Below are 15,669 nucleotides of genomic sequence, written 5' to 3'. Positions count from 1 at the left end.
GCCGGTGCGCATCGTCCACGTCATCAACTCCCTCGCCACGGGCGGTGCGGAGACCCTGGTCGTCGACCTGACGTCGTCCATGCGTGATGCGGGACACCAGGTGACCATCGTCACCATCGGAGGTGCAGCGGGCGTCCCGCTCGCGGCCGCCGAGCGCCAGGGCATCCGGGTGGTCACCGCCGGGCGCTCCCCGTACGACCCTCTCTCGCTGTTCCGGATGCGCCGGTGGCTGCGGAGCGCTGACATCGTGCACGTCCACCTCTTCCCCGCGCTCTACTTCGCGCCGCTGAGCGCCGGCAGGCGCCCGCTGGTCTACACCGAGCACTCGACCTGGAACCGGCGACGCGAGAGCCCGGTCCTGCGCCGGACCGACCGCCTCTTCTACCGCCGCTACGCCCGCCTGGTCGCCATCAGCGCCGGAGTTCGGGATGCGCTGCTCGCGCACCTCGAGAGCCTCGGCGTGCGCAGCGAGGTCGACCTCATCCCGAACGGCATCTCCGACGCGTTCTTCGACCGGCGGCGGGACCGCGAGCTGACCACGCCGACGAAGGTGATCGCCGTCGGCAATCTGGATGCGCGCAAGAACTTCGCGGACGCCGTGCGCGCGATCGCAGCCCTGCCGGAGGCGACGCTCACCATCGTCGGCCAGGGCGACCAGCGGGACGCGCTCGCCGCGCTCATCCAGGAACTCGGCGTCTCGGACAGGGTGACGCTGGCCGGGCAGTCCGATGATGTCGGCGCACTGATGGACGAGCACCACCTCCTGCTGTCCACCTCGCGTTTCGAGGGTTTCTCACTGGTGGCTGCGGAGGCGATGGCGATGGGGCTCCCGGTCGTAGGCCCCCGAGTGGACGGCTTCCGCGACTCGGTCGCAGACGGAACCGCCGGCATTCTCTTCGACCAGGCGGACGGCGTCGAGGGCATCGCCCGTGCGATCACCACCGCCACCCGGAGCGCTGAGGCGTACCACGAGCTTGCCGAGGGCGCAGCGAATAACGCAGAGCGGTTCCGCGTCTCCGACAGTGCGCGGGCGTACCTGGAGCTCTACGAGCGCGTGCGCTCCACCAAGCCCCGGTAGAACTCCTCCTGCGCTGCCCAGACGGTGCTCCGCGCGAAGCGGGTGCGGGCGCGCTCGCGCGCGGCGTCGCCCAGACGTGAGCGCAGAGGCGCGTCGCTGACCATCCTCGACAGCGCCGCGGCGAGCGCGGCCGCGTCCCGGACCGGCACGATGAGCCCCGTCTCCTCGTCCACCACCGAGTCGACCGCACCGGTGGCGTCGGTCGTCACGGTCGGCACACCGGCCGCTGCAGCCTCCAGTACGACGTTCGGGAAGCCCTCCCGGAAGGTTGGCAGGCACAGCACGTCCATGAGTGCGTAGTAGCGCTCCGGGTCGGCGACGAAGCCCGTGCGGGCGATCGTCAGGCCGTCCACGTCGAGGATGGAGGCGTCTCCCCCCGCTTCGATCGCGCCGACGACCAGAAGCTGCAGCTCGGCAGCCTGGGCCCGGAGGCTCCGCAGGGCCTCCGCCAGCACGGCGACGCCCTTGTCGACGGTCAGGCGCCCGACGAAGCCGACGACGGGTCGTCCGTCCAGCCCGAGGCTGTCACGCAGGGCGGCCTGTTCTCCGCCGGCCGGCAGCGCCCGTTCGATCGCCTCCAGGTCGACACCGTTGGAGGAGCCGTCGCCGAGCACGACGAGACGGTCCGGCTTACCGAGGCGCAGCTCCGCGGTGCGGGCGGCCAGGCTGCGGCTGACGGCCACCGTGACGGTGGACGACCCGATGGAGAGACGCTCCAGCGCGGCGAGGATGCGCCGGCCGAGACCGCCGGCCGTCTCCAGCCGCAGGCCACGCAGCAGGTACACGCGCGATCGGACGCGCGTCAGGCGCGCGGCGAGCATCCCGAGCAGGCCGGCCTTCGGGGTTCCGGCGCTGACGACGTCCGGGCGCAGGCGGCGCAGCAGACGGATCCAGGCGAACAGCGACCGCAGGTCGGCGAACGGCGCCGGATCGCGTCGCATCGGGAGCGGGTGAACCGTCACCCCGGCGACGGAGGCCAGAGCATCCAGACCCGCTCCGGGCGAGCACACCACGTGGACGTCCCAGCCGCGCGAGACGAGGAACGCCGGGAACCCGGTCATCAGTCGCAGGGACAGGTCGACGGTGACGCCGAGCACGATCACCGGACGGCGATCGCGCGTCTCTGCGGTCATCGACCGTCCCGCTGCGCGCGGTACCAGTCGATCGTCCGGGTCAGGGCGGTCTCGAACTCGACCGGCTGGACCTCCGGGAAGAGCTCGCGGATGCGCACACCGTCGGCCTGGGAGGCGCGCACATCCCCCACGCGCGGCTCGACGTGCTCCACGGTGAGCTCCATGCCCAGGTGGTCCTGCATCAGGTCGATGACGCGCAACAGCGGAGTGCTGGTGCCGAAAGCCAGGTTCACCGGGTGCACGTCGCTGATCCGGCGCTCGATGGCAGTGGTCAGGGCGGCGCACACCGTCTCGACGTAGGTGAAGTCGCGCGACTGCAGTCCGTCGCCGTGCACGGTGAGCGTCTTCCCGTCGAGGGCGGCCTCCACGAACTTCGGAATGACCGCCGCGTACACGTGGTCGGCGGCCTGACGCGGCCCGAACACGTTGAAGAAGCGGAAGGCGAGCGTCCGCATCCCGTACGAGTGGTTGTACGCGATCGTGTAGCCCTCGGTCGCATGCTTGCTGACCGCGTACGGGCTCATCGGCCGCGTCCAGTCGAACTCGGTCTTCGGCAGCTTGGTGTTGCTCCCGTACACCGAGCTGGAGGAGGCGACCACGACGTGCTCCACACCGGCGAGGCGCGCGGCTTCGAGAACGTGGAGCGTGCCGGTGGCGTTGGCGTGGTGCGAGGGGATGGGCGCCGCGACCGAGCGGGGAACGCTTCCCAGGGCGGCCAGGTGCACGACCGAGTCGACTCCGTCGACCACCGACTGCAGCAGCTCGAAGTCGAGGATGCTGCCCACGGTCACGTCGGCGCGGGTGCCCTCCAGGTTCGCGAGGTTGCCGGTGCTCAGGTCGTCGAGGACGCGGAGCTCCGCCTCCGGATGCACCGCGTTGAGGTGACGGACCAGGTTGGACCCGATGAAGCCGGCGCCGCCGGTGATCAGAATTCTCATTGCTCTCTTCGGTTCAGCGGGCGGGAACGCCCTTGACGACAACGGAGTCGGGAACGTCGCGCGTGACGCACGCGGCTGCGCCGACCGTGCTCCCCGCTCCGACCCGCAGACCTTGCAGGACCACGCTCCCGGCGCCCAGGAGGCTGCCACGCCCGACGCGGACCTCGCCGGAGACGATGGCCCCCGGGTTCACGGACACGAAGTCCTCGAGCACGGCATCGTGGCCGACGATCGCACCGGGATTCAGGTGGACGCTGCGGCCGAGGATCACGTTCGTGGAGAGCTGCACGCCGCCGCAGACGACGCTGCCGTCTCCGATGCGCACGCGGCTGCCGATGACGGCGCGGGGATGCACGACGGTCGCGGCGGTGAGACCCGCAGCGGTCAGCCGGGCGTCGAGTCGCTCGCGCACGGCCGGCGAGCCGACCCCGAGAAGGTAGGCGGCATCCGGGCCCGCGCCGAGCCACTGGTCGACCGTGCCGAGGTAGGCGATGTCGCGTGCCGCCAGGCGTTCGAGCGCAGTCTCCGACGGCGCGTCGTCCACGACGCCGAGCACCTCGAAACGGCCGGGCTGCTCTCGCTCCGCCGCCTCCAGCACATCCAGCGTCTCGCGACCGAAGCCTCCGGCGCCGACGACCACGACGGCCGTCACGCGGGGCTGCCCGGCTTGAACTCGGGCATCGTCGCGTGGCCCTCGGCGGAGATCCCTTCGCGCGCCACGGCGGCCCGGATCGTGCGGAACAGGATCCAGGCGTCGAGCCGGAAGCTCCGCTTCTCGACGTATTCGACGTCCAGGTCGAACCGACGGGACCACTCGACGGTGTTGCGGCCGCTCACCTGCGCGAGGCCGGTGATCCCCGGACGCACGTCGTGGCGGCGGGCCTGCTCGGGGCTGTACCGCTCCAGGTACGACACCAGGAGGGGCCGTGGGCCGACGACGCTCATGTCGCCCCGGAGCACGTTCACGAAGCTCGGCAGCTCATCCAGGCTCGACGAGCGGAGGGCGCGGCCGAACGAGGTGAGCCGCTCCTCGTCGGGAAGCTCCTCCCCCGGCGGGTTGGTCCGCATCGTCCGGAACTTCAGCAGGGTGAACACCCGTCCGCCGCGACCGGGCCGCGGCTGGGTGAAGAGCACCGGCCGGCCCAGCTTCCGCGCGACGAGGAGCGCGACGACGAGGTAGACCGGCGAACCCAGCGCCAGCACCACCACTGCCGTGACGACGTCGAGCACGCGCTTGACGGCGTCGTAGGGCCGGGCGGGGCTCATACAGGCAGGCCCGTCCGCGATCCGATGAACGAGTGGATGCGGCCGGTCACCCGCTCCAGCTGCTCCTCGGTCAGCACCGAGCCGCTGGGCAGGGTCACGCCGGTCTCGAACAGCCGCTCCGCACTGCCGTCGACGAGTCGGCGGGCGTCGGCGAACACCGGCTGCAGGTGCATCGGCTTCCACAGCGGGCGGCTCTCGATGTCATCCTCGGCGAGCCAGGCGCTCAGCTCGGCGGCACGCCAGCCGGCGACCTCCGGGTCGACCAGGATCGAGGTCAGCCAGCAGTTGTCCTCGGCGTCGTCCGCTCCCTGGAAGATCGTGACGCCGGAAACGCACGCGAACAGGTCGCGGTAGCGCTCGCGGATGGCACGACGCCGGGCGATCATGCCATCCAGGCGCGACAGCTGGGCGCGACCCAAGGCAGCGAGCAGGTTGCTCATCCGGTAGTTGTAGCCGATGTCGACGTGCTCGTAGTGGGCCACGGGCTGGCGCGCCTGCGTCGCCAGGTAGCGCGCCCGCTGAGCCAGAGCCTCGTCGGCCGTCAGCAGCATCCCGCCGCCGGACGTCGTCATGATCTTGTTGCCGTTGAACGAGAGGGCGGCCGCGACGCCGAAGGACGCGGCCGAGCGGCCGTGACGCGACGCACCGAGCGACTCGGCCGCATCGGACACCACCGGCACGCCGTAGCGCTCCGCCAGGGGCTGGATGCGCTCGTAGTCGGCCACGCGACCGAGCAGATCGACCGGCAGCACCGCGGCGACCCGCAGGCCTTCGACGGCGGCGTCCTGCAGCGCGCGCTCGAGCAGCTCTGGCGACAGGTTGCCCGTCACCGGGTCGCAGTCGACGAAGAACGGTTCGGCGCCCGTGTAGACGATCGCGTTCGCGGTCGCCGCGAACGTCATGGTCGAGGTGATCACGACCGACCCAGGTCCCGCTCCGACACCGAGCAGCGCCAGGTGCAGAGCGGCGGTGCCCGAGCTCAGAGCCACCGCGTACGGCACTCCTACCCGGTCGGCCAGCTCCCGCTCGAAGGCGTCGACGTCGGGTCCGAGCGGTGCGATCCAGCCCGACCGCAGTGCTCCGAGGACGGACTGCTCCTCCAGCTCGCCGACATCCGGCGAGGACATGTAGATCCGGCTCACGCCTCGGCACCCCTCGAAACGCCGTCGACCACGCCGACCATCGCGGTGTCGCTGTGGCCGAGCTCCCAGCGGCGCAGCCACTCCCCGCGGTCGAGACGAGCCGGGTCCATCGGGCGGATGCGGGCGTGCGAGATCAGCTCGTGGTGAGGGCGCCGGTCGACCTCGCCTTCGCCGATCAGCTCCTCGTGCAGCTTCTCGCCGGGACGCAGCCCCGTGAAGACGATGTCCAGGTGCCGTCCGGACTGCGCGATCATGCGGTGCGCCACTTCGAGGATGCTCACCGGCTGCCCCATGTCGAGGATCAGCACCTCGCCGGCCGAGCCGATGGCCCCGGCCTGCATGACCAGCTGGCACGCCTCCGGGATCGTCATGAAGTACCGGGTGGCGTCCGGGTGCGTCACCGTCAGGGGCTTGCCCTCGTCGATCAGCCGCTTGAACGTCGGGATGAGCGACCCGCGGCTGCCGAGCACGTTGCCGAATCGCACCGACAGGTAGTCGCGACCGGACGACTCCGCCGCCCATGCCGTCAGCCGCTCGGCGACGCGCTTGGAGTGACCGAGGATACTCGTCGGGCGTGCCGCCTTGTCCGTCGAGACGTTGATGAACTGCTCGACCCCGGCGTCGAGGGACGCCCGGATGACGTTGAGCGTGCCGAGCACGTTCGTCTTCCAGGCCTCGTCGGGGTACCGCTCCAGCATCGGCAGGTGCTTGAGCGCCGCCGCGTGGAAGACCACATCGGGACGACGGCGGCGGAAGATGTCCTTCAGCAGCTCCCCGTCGCGGATGTCGGCCAGGATGAGCGAGTCGGAGTCCAGAAGGCCGTTGCCGACGATGTTGAGCTGCGCGTGCTGCAGACCCGTCTCGTCCCGGTCGAGCATCATCAGCTCGCTAGGGCCGAACTTGGAGATCTGCCGCACCAGCTCCGAGCCGATGGAGCCTCCGGCGCCGGTCACCAGGATGCGACGGCCGGTGAGGTAGCCGGCGATCGACTCGATGTCGGTGTCGACCGGTCGGCGCCCGATGATGTCCTCGATGGACACATCACGGACGTCGCTGAGTCGCGTGCGTCCTTCCAGCACCTCGTCGAGCTCCGGCAGGACCTTGACCCGCAGCGCTGCGGGCTCCGCCAGGTCGGAGATACGGGCGAGGAACGGCGCGTCGGCGCGTGCCACGCACACCAGGACGACCGTCGCGCTGGTGGCGGTCGCCACGCGCTGCAGGTCGTCGACCTCGCCGAGCACCGGAACGCCGAGCAGCCGGAGGTTGCGCTTACTCCGGTCGTCGTCGAGCATGCCGACGGGCAGGTACTGCGAGTCCGGGTCGGTGAGCATGCGGCGGACCATGATGCTGCCCATGAACCCGGCGCCGACGAGCAGTGCGCGCTCGGCGTTGGGGTTCACCTTGAGACGGCGGATGACGTACTGCCGCTTCAGATAGCGGGCGACGCCCATGAGCCCGAACGCGATCGGTCCCGCGATCAGTGCCAGACTGCGGGGCAGTCCGAACGCCGGGCCGACCAGCGCGAGCGGAATCGTCATCAGCAGGGCGACGGTGAGCACCGTCAGGGCGACCGCGGTCGCCTCCTCGAAGCTCCCGTAGGTGTAGCGCCCGCGGTAGACCCAGTACAGCCACCCCAGCACCAGCTGCAGCAGCAGAACCGCGATCGCGAACACGAGCACGGGCACCCAGTGGATGCGGTGGAGCGCGAAATCGTAACGCAGAACGACGGCCACGACGATGGCCACGATCCAGGCGAGACTGTCAGCGAAATACTGGCCGCCGAATCGCGCGACGATCGATTCGCCGCGCGCTCGGGTCTCGTCCTGGACTCTGGTCGTCCAGAGCCAGTCCTTCAGGGCCATGCACAACTTCCTTGCTGGATGTTAACGAGTAGATGCTAGCGGAGCGCCGCAGGAGCAGACGGTCCCGTCTACGACAATACCGCACGGCACTTTTCGGCCCGTGCACCGGAAAGGCCCGGGTCGCTCACAGGGCGGTCCGGGCCTTCTCGGTCACGGGAGCGGGATCACTCCCACTCGATGGTTCCCGGCGGCTTCGACGTGACGTCGAGCACGACGCGGTTCACTCCATCCACTTCGTTGGTGATCCGGTTCGAGATCCGGGCCAGGAGGTCGTACGGCAGGCGCGTCCAGTCCGCGGTCATCGCGTCCTCGCTGGACACCGGCCGCAGCACGATCGGGTGACCGTACGTACGCCCGTCGCCCTGAACGCCGACCGAACGGACGTCCGCGAGCAGCACCACCGGGCACTGCCAGATCTCGGCGTCCAGTCCCGCGGCGGTCAGCTCGGCGCGCACGATCGCGTCGGCATCCCGCAACAGGTCGAGCCGCTCCTGCGTGACCTCGCCGACGATGCGGATGCCGAGCCCCGGCCCGGGGAACGGCTGACGGGAGACGATCTCCTCCGGGAGCCCCAGCTCGCGGCCGATCGCGCGCACCTCGTCCTTGAACAGGGTGCGCAGCGGCTCGACCAGCTCGAACTGCAGGTCCTCCGGCAGGCCGCCGACGTTGTGGTGGCTCTTGATGTTCGCGGTTCCCGAGCCTCCGCCCGACTCCACCACGTCCGGGTACAGGGTGCCCTGCACCAGGAAGCGGATCGGGTCGCCCTCGTTCGCCGCCTCGGCGATCAGGTCGGCCTGCGCCTGCTCGAAGACGCGGATGAACTCGCGCCCGATGATCTTGCGCTTGGTCTCCGGGTCGCTCACGCCGGCGAGCGCGTTCAGGAACTGCTCCTGCGCGTTCACCGTCACCAGGCGCACGCCGGTCGCCTTGACGTAGTCCTCCTCGACCTGACGCGCCTCGTCCTTGCGGAGCAGACCGTGGTCGACGAACACGCACACGAGCTGGTCGCCGACCGCCTTGTGCACGAGGGCCGCCGCGACGGCCGAGTCCACGCCGCCCGACAGGCCGCAGATGACCCGGCCGGATCCGACCTGTTCGCGGATCGCGGCCACCTGGTCGGCGATGACGTTGCCGCTGTTCCAGTCGGCCGGGATGCCCGCGGCGCGGTGCAGGAAGTTCTCGAGCACGGCCTGGCCGTACACCGAGTGCTTGACCTCAGGATGCCATTGCACCCCGTACAGCTTGCGCTCGTCATTCGCGAAGGCGGCGACCTGGGTGCCCTCCGTCGAGGCGAGCACCTCGAAGCCCTCAGGCGCGCGCGAGACGGCGTCGCCGTGGCTCATCCACGCGGTCTGCTCCTCCGGCTGGCCCTCGAGGAGGACGCCTGCGTCGGAGATGCGAACGGCCGTCGAGCCGTACTCGCGCTGACCGGTCCTCGCGACCTCGCCACCGAGCGCGGTCGCCATGTACTGGAAGCCGTAGCAGATGCCGAGCACCGGGACGCCGAGGTCGAAGATCTCCTCGTCGAGGTGCGGCGCACCCTCCTCATACACCGACGACGGTCCGCCGGACAGCACGATGCCGGAGGGACGCTTCTCGGCGATCTCGGCGGCGGTGACCGTGTGCGGCACGATCTCGGAGTACACGTTGGCCTCGCGCACGCGACGTGCGATCAGCTGCGCGTACTGCGCACCGAAGTCGACAACGAGCACGGGACCGGACGGATTGGCCGCCTCGGCTCCGGCGAGCGTGCCGGTGCCGGACTCCGCGTCGGACGCCGGCGGTTCGGGGTTGAGGGAATCGCTAATTTGTCGCCTCCACAGGGATCACGGCTTCGGCCTCCCGGCCGGCCAGGTAGGTCTTCACCTGCTTGGTGATGCGCGCCTCCACGAAGAACGAGAGGAACGGCACGACGCCGCCGAGGGCGATCATCACGAACTTCGTGAAGGGCCAGCGCATCAGACTCCACAGGCGGAAGTCGGAGATGAGGTACACGACGTAGAGCCAGCCGTGCGCGATGAGGATGCCCGTGCTCAGGTCGACTCCGGTGGGTGCGACCGCGGTCTGCACCGGCACGAACGTCAGGGCGCCGTAGTTGCTGAACGCGAAGAGCTCGTAGCCGAGCCCGTACTTGACGATCATCTCGGCGCACAGGAGCAGCAGCATGATGCCCGTGACGTACGCGAACACCTGGTAGAACCGGAGCGCCCCGCGGATCTTCGGGAAGTCTTCGAGCTTGGGAGCGAGGGGCATGCGCCTATTCTAAAGGCTCGCCCTGCACGTTCCTCCCGGCCGCAGCCTCTAGCGCTTCGAGCTCTCGCAGCTCGTCCTCCTTCTCCTTCGCGTCCTTCACGAGGCGGTACCAGAGGAAGACGGCGAAGCCGGCGAAGATGATCCACTCGGCGGCGTAGAAGACGTTGAGCCAGTTCAGCTCGGTCTGAGCGATCGGCGGCGGGGAGTCGATCTGCTGGAGGCCCTGGGGCGCGCCGCGCTGGACGACGTACGCCGCGTAGACCGGCTCGCTGTCGACGCCGGTCCACAGGTTGACGAGCGCGCCGACGCCGAGGGTGCGCATGGCCGTCGGATCCTTCTTGTCCTGGGGAACCTCCGGCTGCTCGTCCGGCAGGATGCGTCCGACGATCCGCTGCTGCTCCGCCGGCTCCTGCAACAGCCGTGCCACGGCGGCTTCGGCGCTCGCCTTATCGGGAGCCCAGCCGCGCGCGACGGCGAGCGCGACCGGCTGCCCGTCGCGCTGGACCGTGGCGTGGCCGACGACCCACCAACCGCTCGTGCCGTAGTTCAGGCGACCGTGCAGCAGCTGGTAGTCGGTCGGGACGAAGCTCCCGTCGAAGTCGACCAGCTGTCCGACCGCGACGTCGCGCAGCGGCGATGCGGGCTTCGCCACCTGGGCGAGCGGCAGCACGGTCTCGCTGGGCGCCTCGACGGCCTTGCCCGATTCGACCGCACGCTCGAGCTGCCACTGCCCGAGCCACGCGAAGCCGGCCGCAAGCAGGAGGGCGAAGAGCAGCGCGCCGATCCAGCGCGGGCGCAGCATCATCCGGAAGAGGGTGGTCTCGCCGGTCGTCGACGAGGGCCTCGTGGTCGTTTCGATGGTCAGTCCCGTTCCCGTTCGCCGCGTGTGTCCTGCTGCAGCATGGCCTGCTCGACCATCCGGTCGACGACCTGCTGCCTCTCGTCCGCGACCGCGTCGCGCTGCGCGTCGGAGTCGGGGTCGGCGGTGGCCGCCTCGACGAGCGCGATCTCCTCGTCGAGCATGGGGTCGCGCGCGACCTTCTTCCGTGCTCGGCGGCGTTTCGGGCCGGACCGTAGGATCATCGCACCGATCTTCTCGGAGTTCGCTGCGAGGATCGGCCCGATCACCGCCATGATCAGCACGTAGAGGCCCGCGAACGGCTGGATGCGCTCATCCAGCCCGGCCGCCAGCGACAGCGTCGCGAGGATCAGCGCGAACTCGCCGCGGTTCTGCAGGATCACCGTCGTGTTGATGCCCGCCTGGACACCGAGCCCGTTGATCCAGGCGACGAACTGCCCGGCGCCGATGTTGAGAACGATGGTGATCAGCACCGCGACGAGCACAGGGACGAGGACCGAGGGGAACTTCGCCGGGTCGAGGGCGAGCCCGAAGTTGAGGAAGAAGAACGCCGCGAACACATCCCGCAGCGGGGTGGCGATCTGCTCGATCTTCTTGCGGTACTTCGTCGCCCCCAGCACGAGTCCGATGAGGAACGCGCCGATCGCGTCGGTCACTCCGAGGATCTCGCCGATCCCGGCGAAGAGCACCGCGAAGCCGAAGAACAGGATGGTGAAGAGCTCGTCGTCCTTCGTCCGGAACAGGCGCGAGACGAAGCGGCCGCCCCACCGGGCGATCGTGAACATGATGACGAGGAACGCGAACGCGACGGCCAGCTTGCCGACGACCGGCCAGAAGTCGGTCTCGCCGCTCAGGACGACAGACACGATCGCCAGGTAGATGGCGATGAAGATGTCCTCCACCACCGTCACGCCGAGGATCATCGGCGTCTCGGTGTTCGCCAGCCGTCTCAGCTCGATCAGGAGCTTCGTGACGATGGCCGAGGACGAGGTCGCCGTCATGCCGGCGATGATCAGTGCCTCCCTGGTCCCCCAGCCGACCATGAAGCCGAAGATCAGTCCGACGCCCATGTTGATGGCGATGTACGAGCCGCCGGAGATGATCAACTTCCCGAAGTTGCCGAAGAACTCGTCCTGGTCGAACTCGAGCCCGAGGTTGAACAGCAGGAGGATGAGCCCGAAGATCGCGATGAGCTCGATGTAGCGGCTGTCGAAGTTGAGCGGGAACCAGCCGGTGTGCGGGCTCGCCAGCAGTCCGACGATCATGTAGATGGGGATCGCGGGGAGACTCACCAACCTGCCGAGACGCCCGAGCACGTACGCGACGAGCAGCAGGAGGCCGAGAACGATGAGGTCTTCGCCGAGATGCATCGCGGATCAGCCTCCGGGCGGGGCGTCGGCGGTCATCCGGTGGGCGATCTCGCCCGTGCGGAAGAACGAGAACGCCTTGGCGACCTTCTCGGGCGTTCCCGCGACGACGAGCGTGTCGCCGGGGAAGACCTTGAAGTCGGGAGCCGGAGCCGGGTTGGCAGAGTCGCCGCGCACTACGGCCACGACCGTCAGCCCGACGAAGCCGCGATCGCCGGGCGCACCCAGCTGCTGACCGGCGATGTAGTCGTCGTAGTCGACGGTGAACCAGTCGATGCTCAGTCCCGGGATCTGGTCGAGCGCCGTGAGCGCCTCGGTGATCTGGGTCCCGCCCAGGAGCTCGGCGAGCGTGTGCGCCTCGTCCTCGTTGAGCCGGAGCGACACCTTGGTGACGTCGGCGCCGTCCTCGTGGTCGGAGAACGTGATCAGGTCGCTGTGCCCTGACCGATGTGCGATGACGCCGACTTTGCCGCCATCGTCGGTCACGAAGGTGTGCAGCACCCCGACCCCGGGCAGTTTGACCCGTCGAACGTCTACCATCATCCGTCTCCAACCGCCGGGTTCGCCGGCATCAGGGGAGTGAGCTTCCAGCCTACCGGAGGCGCACGAAGGCCCTCCCGGAGATCACTCCGCGGGAGGGCCCTCTGCGCTGCTTCCCAGGCTTGCGGGAGGCTCAGCCGTCCGTCCGGGGCGCGTCCTCCGCTCCGGCTCCCTGCACCTCCTTGGGCGCCTGGTCGGCGCTGGTCGGGGTTCCGGCCCGCGACTCGGCTTTCGCCGCCGCCGCGTCCGCCTCGACGATGTCGGGCGCCTCGAGACGGATGCGATCGGCCGACTCGTCGTCGGGCTGCAGCTGGCTGGCGCGCTCGGCCTCGACCCGCTTGAGGTACGTTCGGACCTCGCGCTCCTCCCGCTCGTTGTCCCAGCCGAGCACACCGGCCAGCAAGGATGCGGCCACGGGCGCCGCGGAGACGCCACGGTCCCAGGCCTCGATCGAGATGCGCGTACGGCGAGCGAGCACGTCCTCCAGGTGCAGTGCGCCCTCGTGCGTCGCCGCGTAGACCACTTCTGCGCCGACATAGTCGTCGGCTCCGGGCAGCGGGTCGGCGAGCGACGGGTCCTCCCGGATGAGCGCGAGGATGTCCTCGGCGAACGTCCCGTACCGGTTGAGCAGGTGCTCGACGCGCGCGACGTGCAGCCCGGATTCCGCAGCAATGCGGTGCCGGCGGTTCCAGGCGGCCTGGTAGCCCTCGGCGCCGACCAGGGCGATGTCCATCGTCGTGGACGCCGCGATCTTGCCATCGAGGGCGCTGACCGCCGCATCCACCGCATCCTTCGCCATCACGCGGTACGTCGTCCACTTGCCGCCGGCGATGACGACGAGGCCCGGCACCGAGTGGGCCACCAGGTGCTCGCGCGACAGCTTGGAGGTCTGCTCGGACTCGCCGGCGAGCAGCGGCCGGAGTCCGGCGTACACGCCCTCGACGTCCTCGCGCGTGAGCGGAACGTTCAGCACCTCGTTGACGTGCGCCAGCAGGTAATCGATGTCGGCGGCGGTCGCGGCGGGATGCGCCTTGTCGAGGTGCCAATCGGTGTCCGTCGTGCCGATCAGCCAGTGCCGGCCCCACGGGATCACAAACAGCACGCTCTTCTCGGTGCGGAGGATCAGGCCCATCTTGGACTGGAACCGGTCGCGCGGCACCACCAGGTGGATGCCCTTGGAGGCGCGCACCTTGAACTGCCCGCGCTCCCCCACCATCGACTGGGTGTCGTCCGTCCACACGCCGGTCGCGTTGACGACCTGCTTGGCGCGGATGTCGAAGCGCTCGTCGGTCTCCAGGTCGTGCGCACGCACGCCGACCACACGCTCCCCGACCTTGATGAACCCTTCGACGCGCACCCGCGACGCGATGTGCGCGCCGTAGTGGGCCGCGGTGCGCACCAGGTTCGCGACGTAGCGGGCGTCATCCACCTGGGCGTCGTAGTAGGTGATGCCGCCGACCAGGGCGTCCTTGTTCATCGACGGGATGGCGCTCAGCACCTGCCGCTTGCTCAGGTGGCGGTGGTGCGGGACACCGGGCGGGCGGCCGCCGCTGTACGAGAAGATGTCGTAGAGCAGCATGCCGGCGCCGATGTAGAACCGCTCGTAGATCCGCTTGTGCAGCGGGTACAGGAAGCGCACCGGCTTGACCAGGTGCGGGGCGATGCGCTGCAGCAGCAGACCGCGCTCGATGAGCGCCTCGCGGACCAGGCGGAAGTCGAGCTGCTCCAGATAGCGGATGCCGCCGTGCACCAGCTTGGACGACCGGCTCGAGGTGCCGGAGGCGAAGTCGCGCGCCTCCACCAGGCCGGTGGAGAGACCACGCGTCGCCGCATCGACCGCAGAGCCTGCGCCGACGATGCCGCCGCCGACCACCAGGATGTCGAGCTCGGTGTCCTTCAGCGCGGCGATCGCGGCGGCGCGCTCGGCCGGACCGAGCCGTGACGGGTACGTCACGGCCGGATTCGACGCCGGCGTGGCGTGGCGATCGCCACCCGGGGCGGATTGGGACTTCACCATGGTTCTCTCCCTCCCCGGCCGCCTTCGGCCGGCGCTTCTACTGCGTACGGTACGGCGCGACAACCACTTCGACGCGCTGGAACTCCTTCAAGTCCGAGTATCCCGTCGTGGCCATGCTGCGGCGCAAGGCTCCCACGAGATTCGCAGAGCCCTCGGCCACCGGTGCCGGGCCGTAGAGGATCTCCTCCAGCGGCGCCACCTGTCCGACGGCGACACGGTTTCCGCGCGGCAGCTGCGAGTGGTGCGCCTCGGCGCCCCAGTGCCAGCCTGCGCCCGGAGCGTCGGTCGCTCGGGCGAGAGTCGTGCCGAGCATGACGGCGTCGGCGCCGCACGCGATCGCCTTGACGATGTCGCCCGAGCTGCCGAGGCCGCCGTCGGCGATGACGTGCACGTAGCGTCCACCCGACTCGTCCATGTAGTCGCGGCGAGCGCCGGCGACGTCGGCTACGGCGGTCGCCATGGGCGCGTGGATGCCGAGGGTCGAACGCGTCGTGGATGCGGCGCCCCCGCCGAAGCCGACCAGCACGCCGGCCGCGCCCGTCCGCATCAGGTGCAGGGCCGCCGTGTAGGTGGCCGCGCCGCCAACGATGACCGGCACATCCAGCTCGTAGATGAACTTCTTGAGGTTGAGCGGCTCGACGTTCTTCGAGACGTGCTCGGCAGACACGGTGGTCCCGCGGATGACGAACAGGTCGACGCCGGCCTCGACGACCGTCTCGTACAGCTCCTGGGTACGCTGCGGCGACAGCGCGCCGGCGACCGTCACGCCGCCCTCGCGGATCTCGGCTAGACGCCGGGTGACGAGCTCCGGCTTGATCGGCTCGGAGTAGATCTCCTGCATGCGGCTGGTCGCGCGCTCGGCCGGCAGCTCACGGATCTCGGCGAGCAGCGGCTCCGGGTCCTCGTAGCGGGTCCAGAGACCCTCGAGGTCGAGCACACCGAGGCCGCCGAGCTGCCCCATCATGATCGCCGTGGTCGGCGAGACCACGGAGTCCATGGGCGCCGCGATGAATGGGATGGCGAACTGGTACGCGTCGATCGTCCACGAGACCGAGACGTCCTCCGGGTCGCGGGTGCGCCGGCTCGGAACCACGGCGACGTCGTCGAAGGCGTACACACGGCGGGCGCGCTTGGCGCGACCGATCTCGATCTCCATACTCACGCGCTTCAGTCTAGGCCGCACGAGACTCTGGGCCAGTGTCCCCGGCGCGTGG

Annotated in this window: 14 protein-coding genes; 1 reads left to right on the top strand and 13 read right to left on the bottom strand. The window is 69.8% G+C overall.

Features of this window, described 5'->3' with window-relative positions; all coding sequences use genetic code 11:
• Positions 1-4: 4 nt before the first annotated feature.
• Entirely contained in the window at positions 5-1,078 is a 1,074-nt protein-coding gene (locus tag QRN40_RS11590) for a glycosyltransferase (protein WP_285115794.1), read from the top strand.
• Here QRN40_RS11590 and QRN40_RS11585 read toward each other — a convergent pair.
• From QRN40_RS11585 to QRN40_RS11525, 13 genes are all read right to left on the bottom strand, one after another.
• The gene (locus tag QRN40_RS11585) at positions 1,045-2,211 is read right to left on the bottom strand and encodes a glycosyltransferase family 4 protein (RefSeq protein WP_285115793.1); all 1,167 of its coding nucleotides are present in this window, start codon (positions 2,209-2,211) and stop codon (positions 1,045-1,047) included. The two genes, QRN40_RS11590 and QRN40_RS11585, sit on opposite strands and share 34 nt — an antisense overlap.
• Entirely contained in the window at positions 2,208-3,149 is a 942-nt protein-coding gene (locus QRN40_RS11580; RefSeq protein ID WP_285115792.1) for an NAD-dependent epimerase/dehydratase family protein, read from the bottom strand. The genes QRN40_RS11585 and QRN40_RS11580 overlap by 4 nt, the downstream gene beginning before the upstream one ends.
• 13 nt (positions 3,150-3,162) lie before the next feature.
• Complete coding sequence (locus QRN40_RS11575; RefSeq protein WP_285115791.1) at positions 3,163-3,801, bottom strand: acetyltransferase; 639 nt, start codon at positions 3,799-3,801, stop codon at positions 3,163-3,165.
• Positions 3,798-4,415 (bottom strand): sugar transferase, encoded by a 618-nt coding sequence (locus tag QRN40_RS11570; protein WP_285115790.1) that lies wholly within the window; start codon positions 4,413-4,415, stop codon positions 3,798-3,800. Before QRN40_RS11570 ends, QRN40_RS11575 begins: the two co-directional genes overlap by 4 nt.
• Positions 4,412-5,557, bottom strand: coding sequence for a DegT/DnrJ/EryC1/StrS family aminotransferase (locus tag QRN40_RS11565; protein WP_285115789.1), 1,146 nt, complete (start codon positions 5,555-5,557; stop codon positions 4,412-4,414). The genes QRN40_RS11570 and QRN40_RS11565 overlap by 4 nt, the downstream gene beginning before the upstream one ends.
• Entirely contained in the window at positions 5,554-7,419 is a 1,866-nt protein-coding gene (locus QRN40_RS11560) for a polysaccharide biosynthesis protein (protein WP_285115788.1), read from the bottom strand. Before QRN40_RS11560 ends, QRN40_RS11565 begins: the two co-directional genes overlap by 4 nt.
• A 164-nt stretch (positions 7,420-7,583) precedes the next feature.
• Positions 7,584-9,131 (bottom strand): glutamine-hydrolyzing GMP synthase, encoded by a 1,548-nt coding sequence (guaA, locus tag QRN40_RS11555; RefSeq protein WP_285115787.1) that lies wholly within the window; start codon positions 9,129-9,131, stop codon positions 7,584-7,586.
• 91 nt (positions 9,132-9,222) lie between these two features.
• Positions 9,223-9,672: a DUF3817 domain-containing protein gene (locus tag QRN40_RS11550; RefSeq protein WP_285115786.1), complete on the bottom strand. Its 450-nt coding sequence runs from the start codon at positions 9,670-9,672 to the stop codon at positions 9,223-9,225.
• Positions 9,673-9,676: 4 nt separating this feature from the next.
• Positions 9,677-10,477: an SURF1 family cytochrome oxidase biogenesis protein gene (locus QRN40_RS11545; RefSeq protein WP_285115785.1), complete on the bottom strand. Its 801-nt coding sequence runs from the start codon at positions 10,475-10,477 to the stop codon at positions 9,677-9,679.
• Positions 10,478-10,533: 56 nt separating this feature from the next.
• Positions 10,534-11,901: a cation:proton antiporter gene (locus QRN40_RS11540; protein WP_285115783.1), complete on the bottom strand. Its 1,368-nt coding sequence runs from the start codon at positions 11,899-11,901 to the stop codon at positions 10,534-10,536.
• Positions 11,902-11,907: 6 nt separating this feature from the next.
• Positions 11,908-12,441 carry a cation:proton antiporter regulatory subunit gene (locus QRN40_RS11535; RefSeq protein WP_285115782.1) on the bottom strand — a complete coding sequence of 178 codons (534 nt, stop codon included), beginning with the start codon at positions 12,439-12,441 and terminating at the stop codon, positions 11,908-11,910.
• Between the two features lie 130 nt (positions 12,442-12,571).
• Positions 12,572-14,392 (bottom strand): glycerol-3-phosphate dehydrogenase/oxidase, encoded by a 1,821-nt coding sequence (locus QRN40_RS11530; RefSeq protein WP_285115781.1) that lies wholly within the window; start codon positions 14,390-14,392, stop codon positions 12,572-12,574.
• A 100-nt stretch (positions 14,393-14,492) separates the two neighbouring features.
• A complete protein-coding gene (locus QRN40_RS11525) occupies positions 14,493-15,611 on the bottom strand; it encodes a GuaB3 family IMP dehydrogenase-related protein (RefSeq protein WP_285117482.1) in 1,119 nt (372 codons plus the stop codon).
• Positions 15,612-15,669 lie beyond the last annotated feature (58 nt).

Origin of the sequence: Leifsonia sp. fls2-241-R2A-40a, from assembly GCF_030209575.1 — a bacterium.
GTDB lineage: Bacteria > Actinomycetota > Actinomycetes > Actinomycetales > Microbacteriaceae > Leifsonia.
The sequence above is the reverse complement of the archived record's forward strand: the minus strand, read 5'-3'. Positions and strand labels throughout refer to the sequence as shown.

Excerpts from the sequence above, each read along its gene's own strand:
- QRN40_RS11540 (WP_285115783.1), bottom strand. The coding sequence starts at position 11,901 with ATGCATCTCGGCGAAGACCTCATCGTTCTCGGCCTCCTGCTGCTCGTC.
- QRN40_RS11580 (WP_285115792.1), bottom strand. The coding sequence starts at position 3,149 with ATGAGAATTCTGATCACCGGCGGCGCCGGCTTCATCGGGTCCAACCTG.
- QRN40_RS11585 (WP_285115793.1), bottom strand. The coding sequence starts at position 2,211 with ATGACCGCAGAGACGCGCGATCGCCGTCCGGTGATCGTGCTCGGCGTC.
- QRN40_RS11560 (WP_285115788.1), bottom strand. The coding sequence starts at position 7,419 with ATGGCCCTGAAGGACTGGCTCTGGACGACCAGAGTCCAGGACGAGACC.
- QRN40_RS11535 (WP_285115782.1), bottom strand. The coding sequence starts at position 12,441 with ATGATGGTAGACGTTCGACGGGTCAAACTGCCCGGGGTCGGGGTGCTG.
- QRN40_RS11570 (WP_285115790.1), bottom strand. The coding sequence starts at position 4,415 with ATGAGCCCCGCCCGGCCCTACGACGCCGTCAAGCGCGTGCTCGACGTC.
- QRN40_RS11545 (WP_285115785.1), bottom strand. The coding sequence starts at position 10,477 with ATGATGCTGCGCCCGCGCTGGATCGGCGCGCTGCTCTTCGCCCTCCTG.
- QRN40_RS11525 (WP_285117482.1), bottom strand. The coding sequence starts at position 15,611 with ATGGAGATCGAGATCGGTCGCGCCAAGCGCGCCCGCCGTGTGTACGCC.
- QRN40_RS11550 (WP_285115786.1), bottom strand. The coding sequence starts at position 9,672 with ATGCCCCTCGCTCCCAAGCTCGAAGACTTCCCGAAGATCCGCGGGGCG.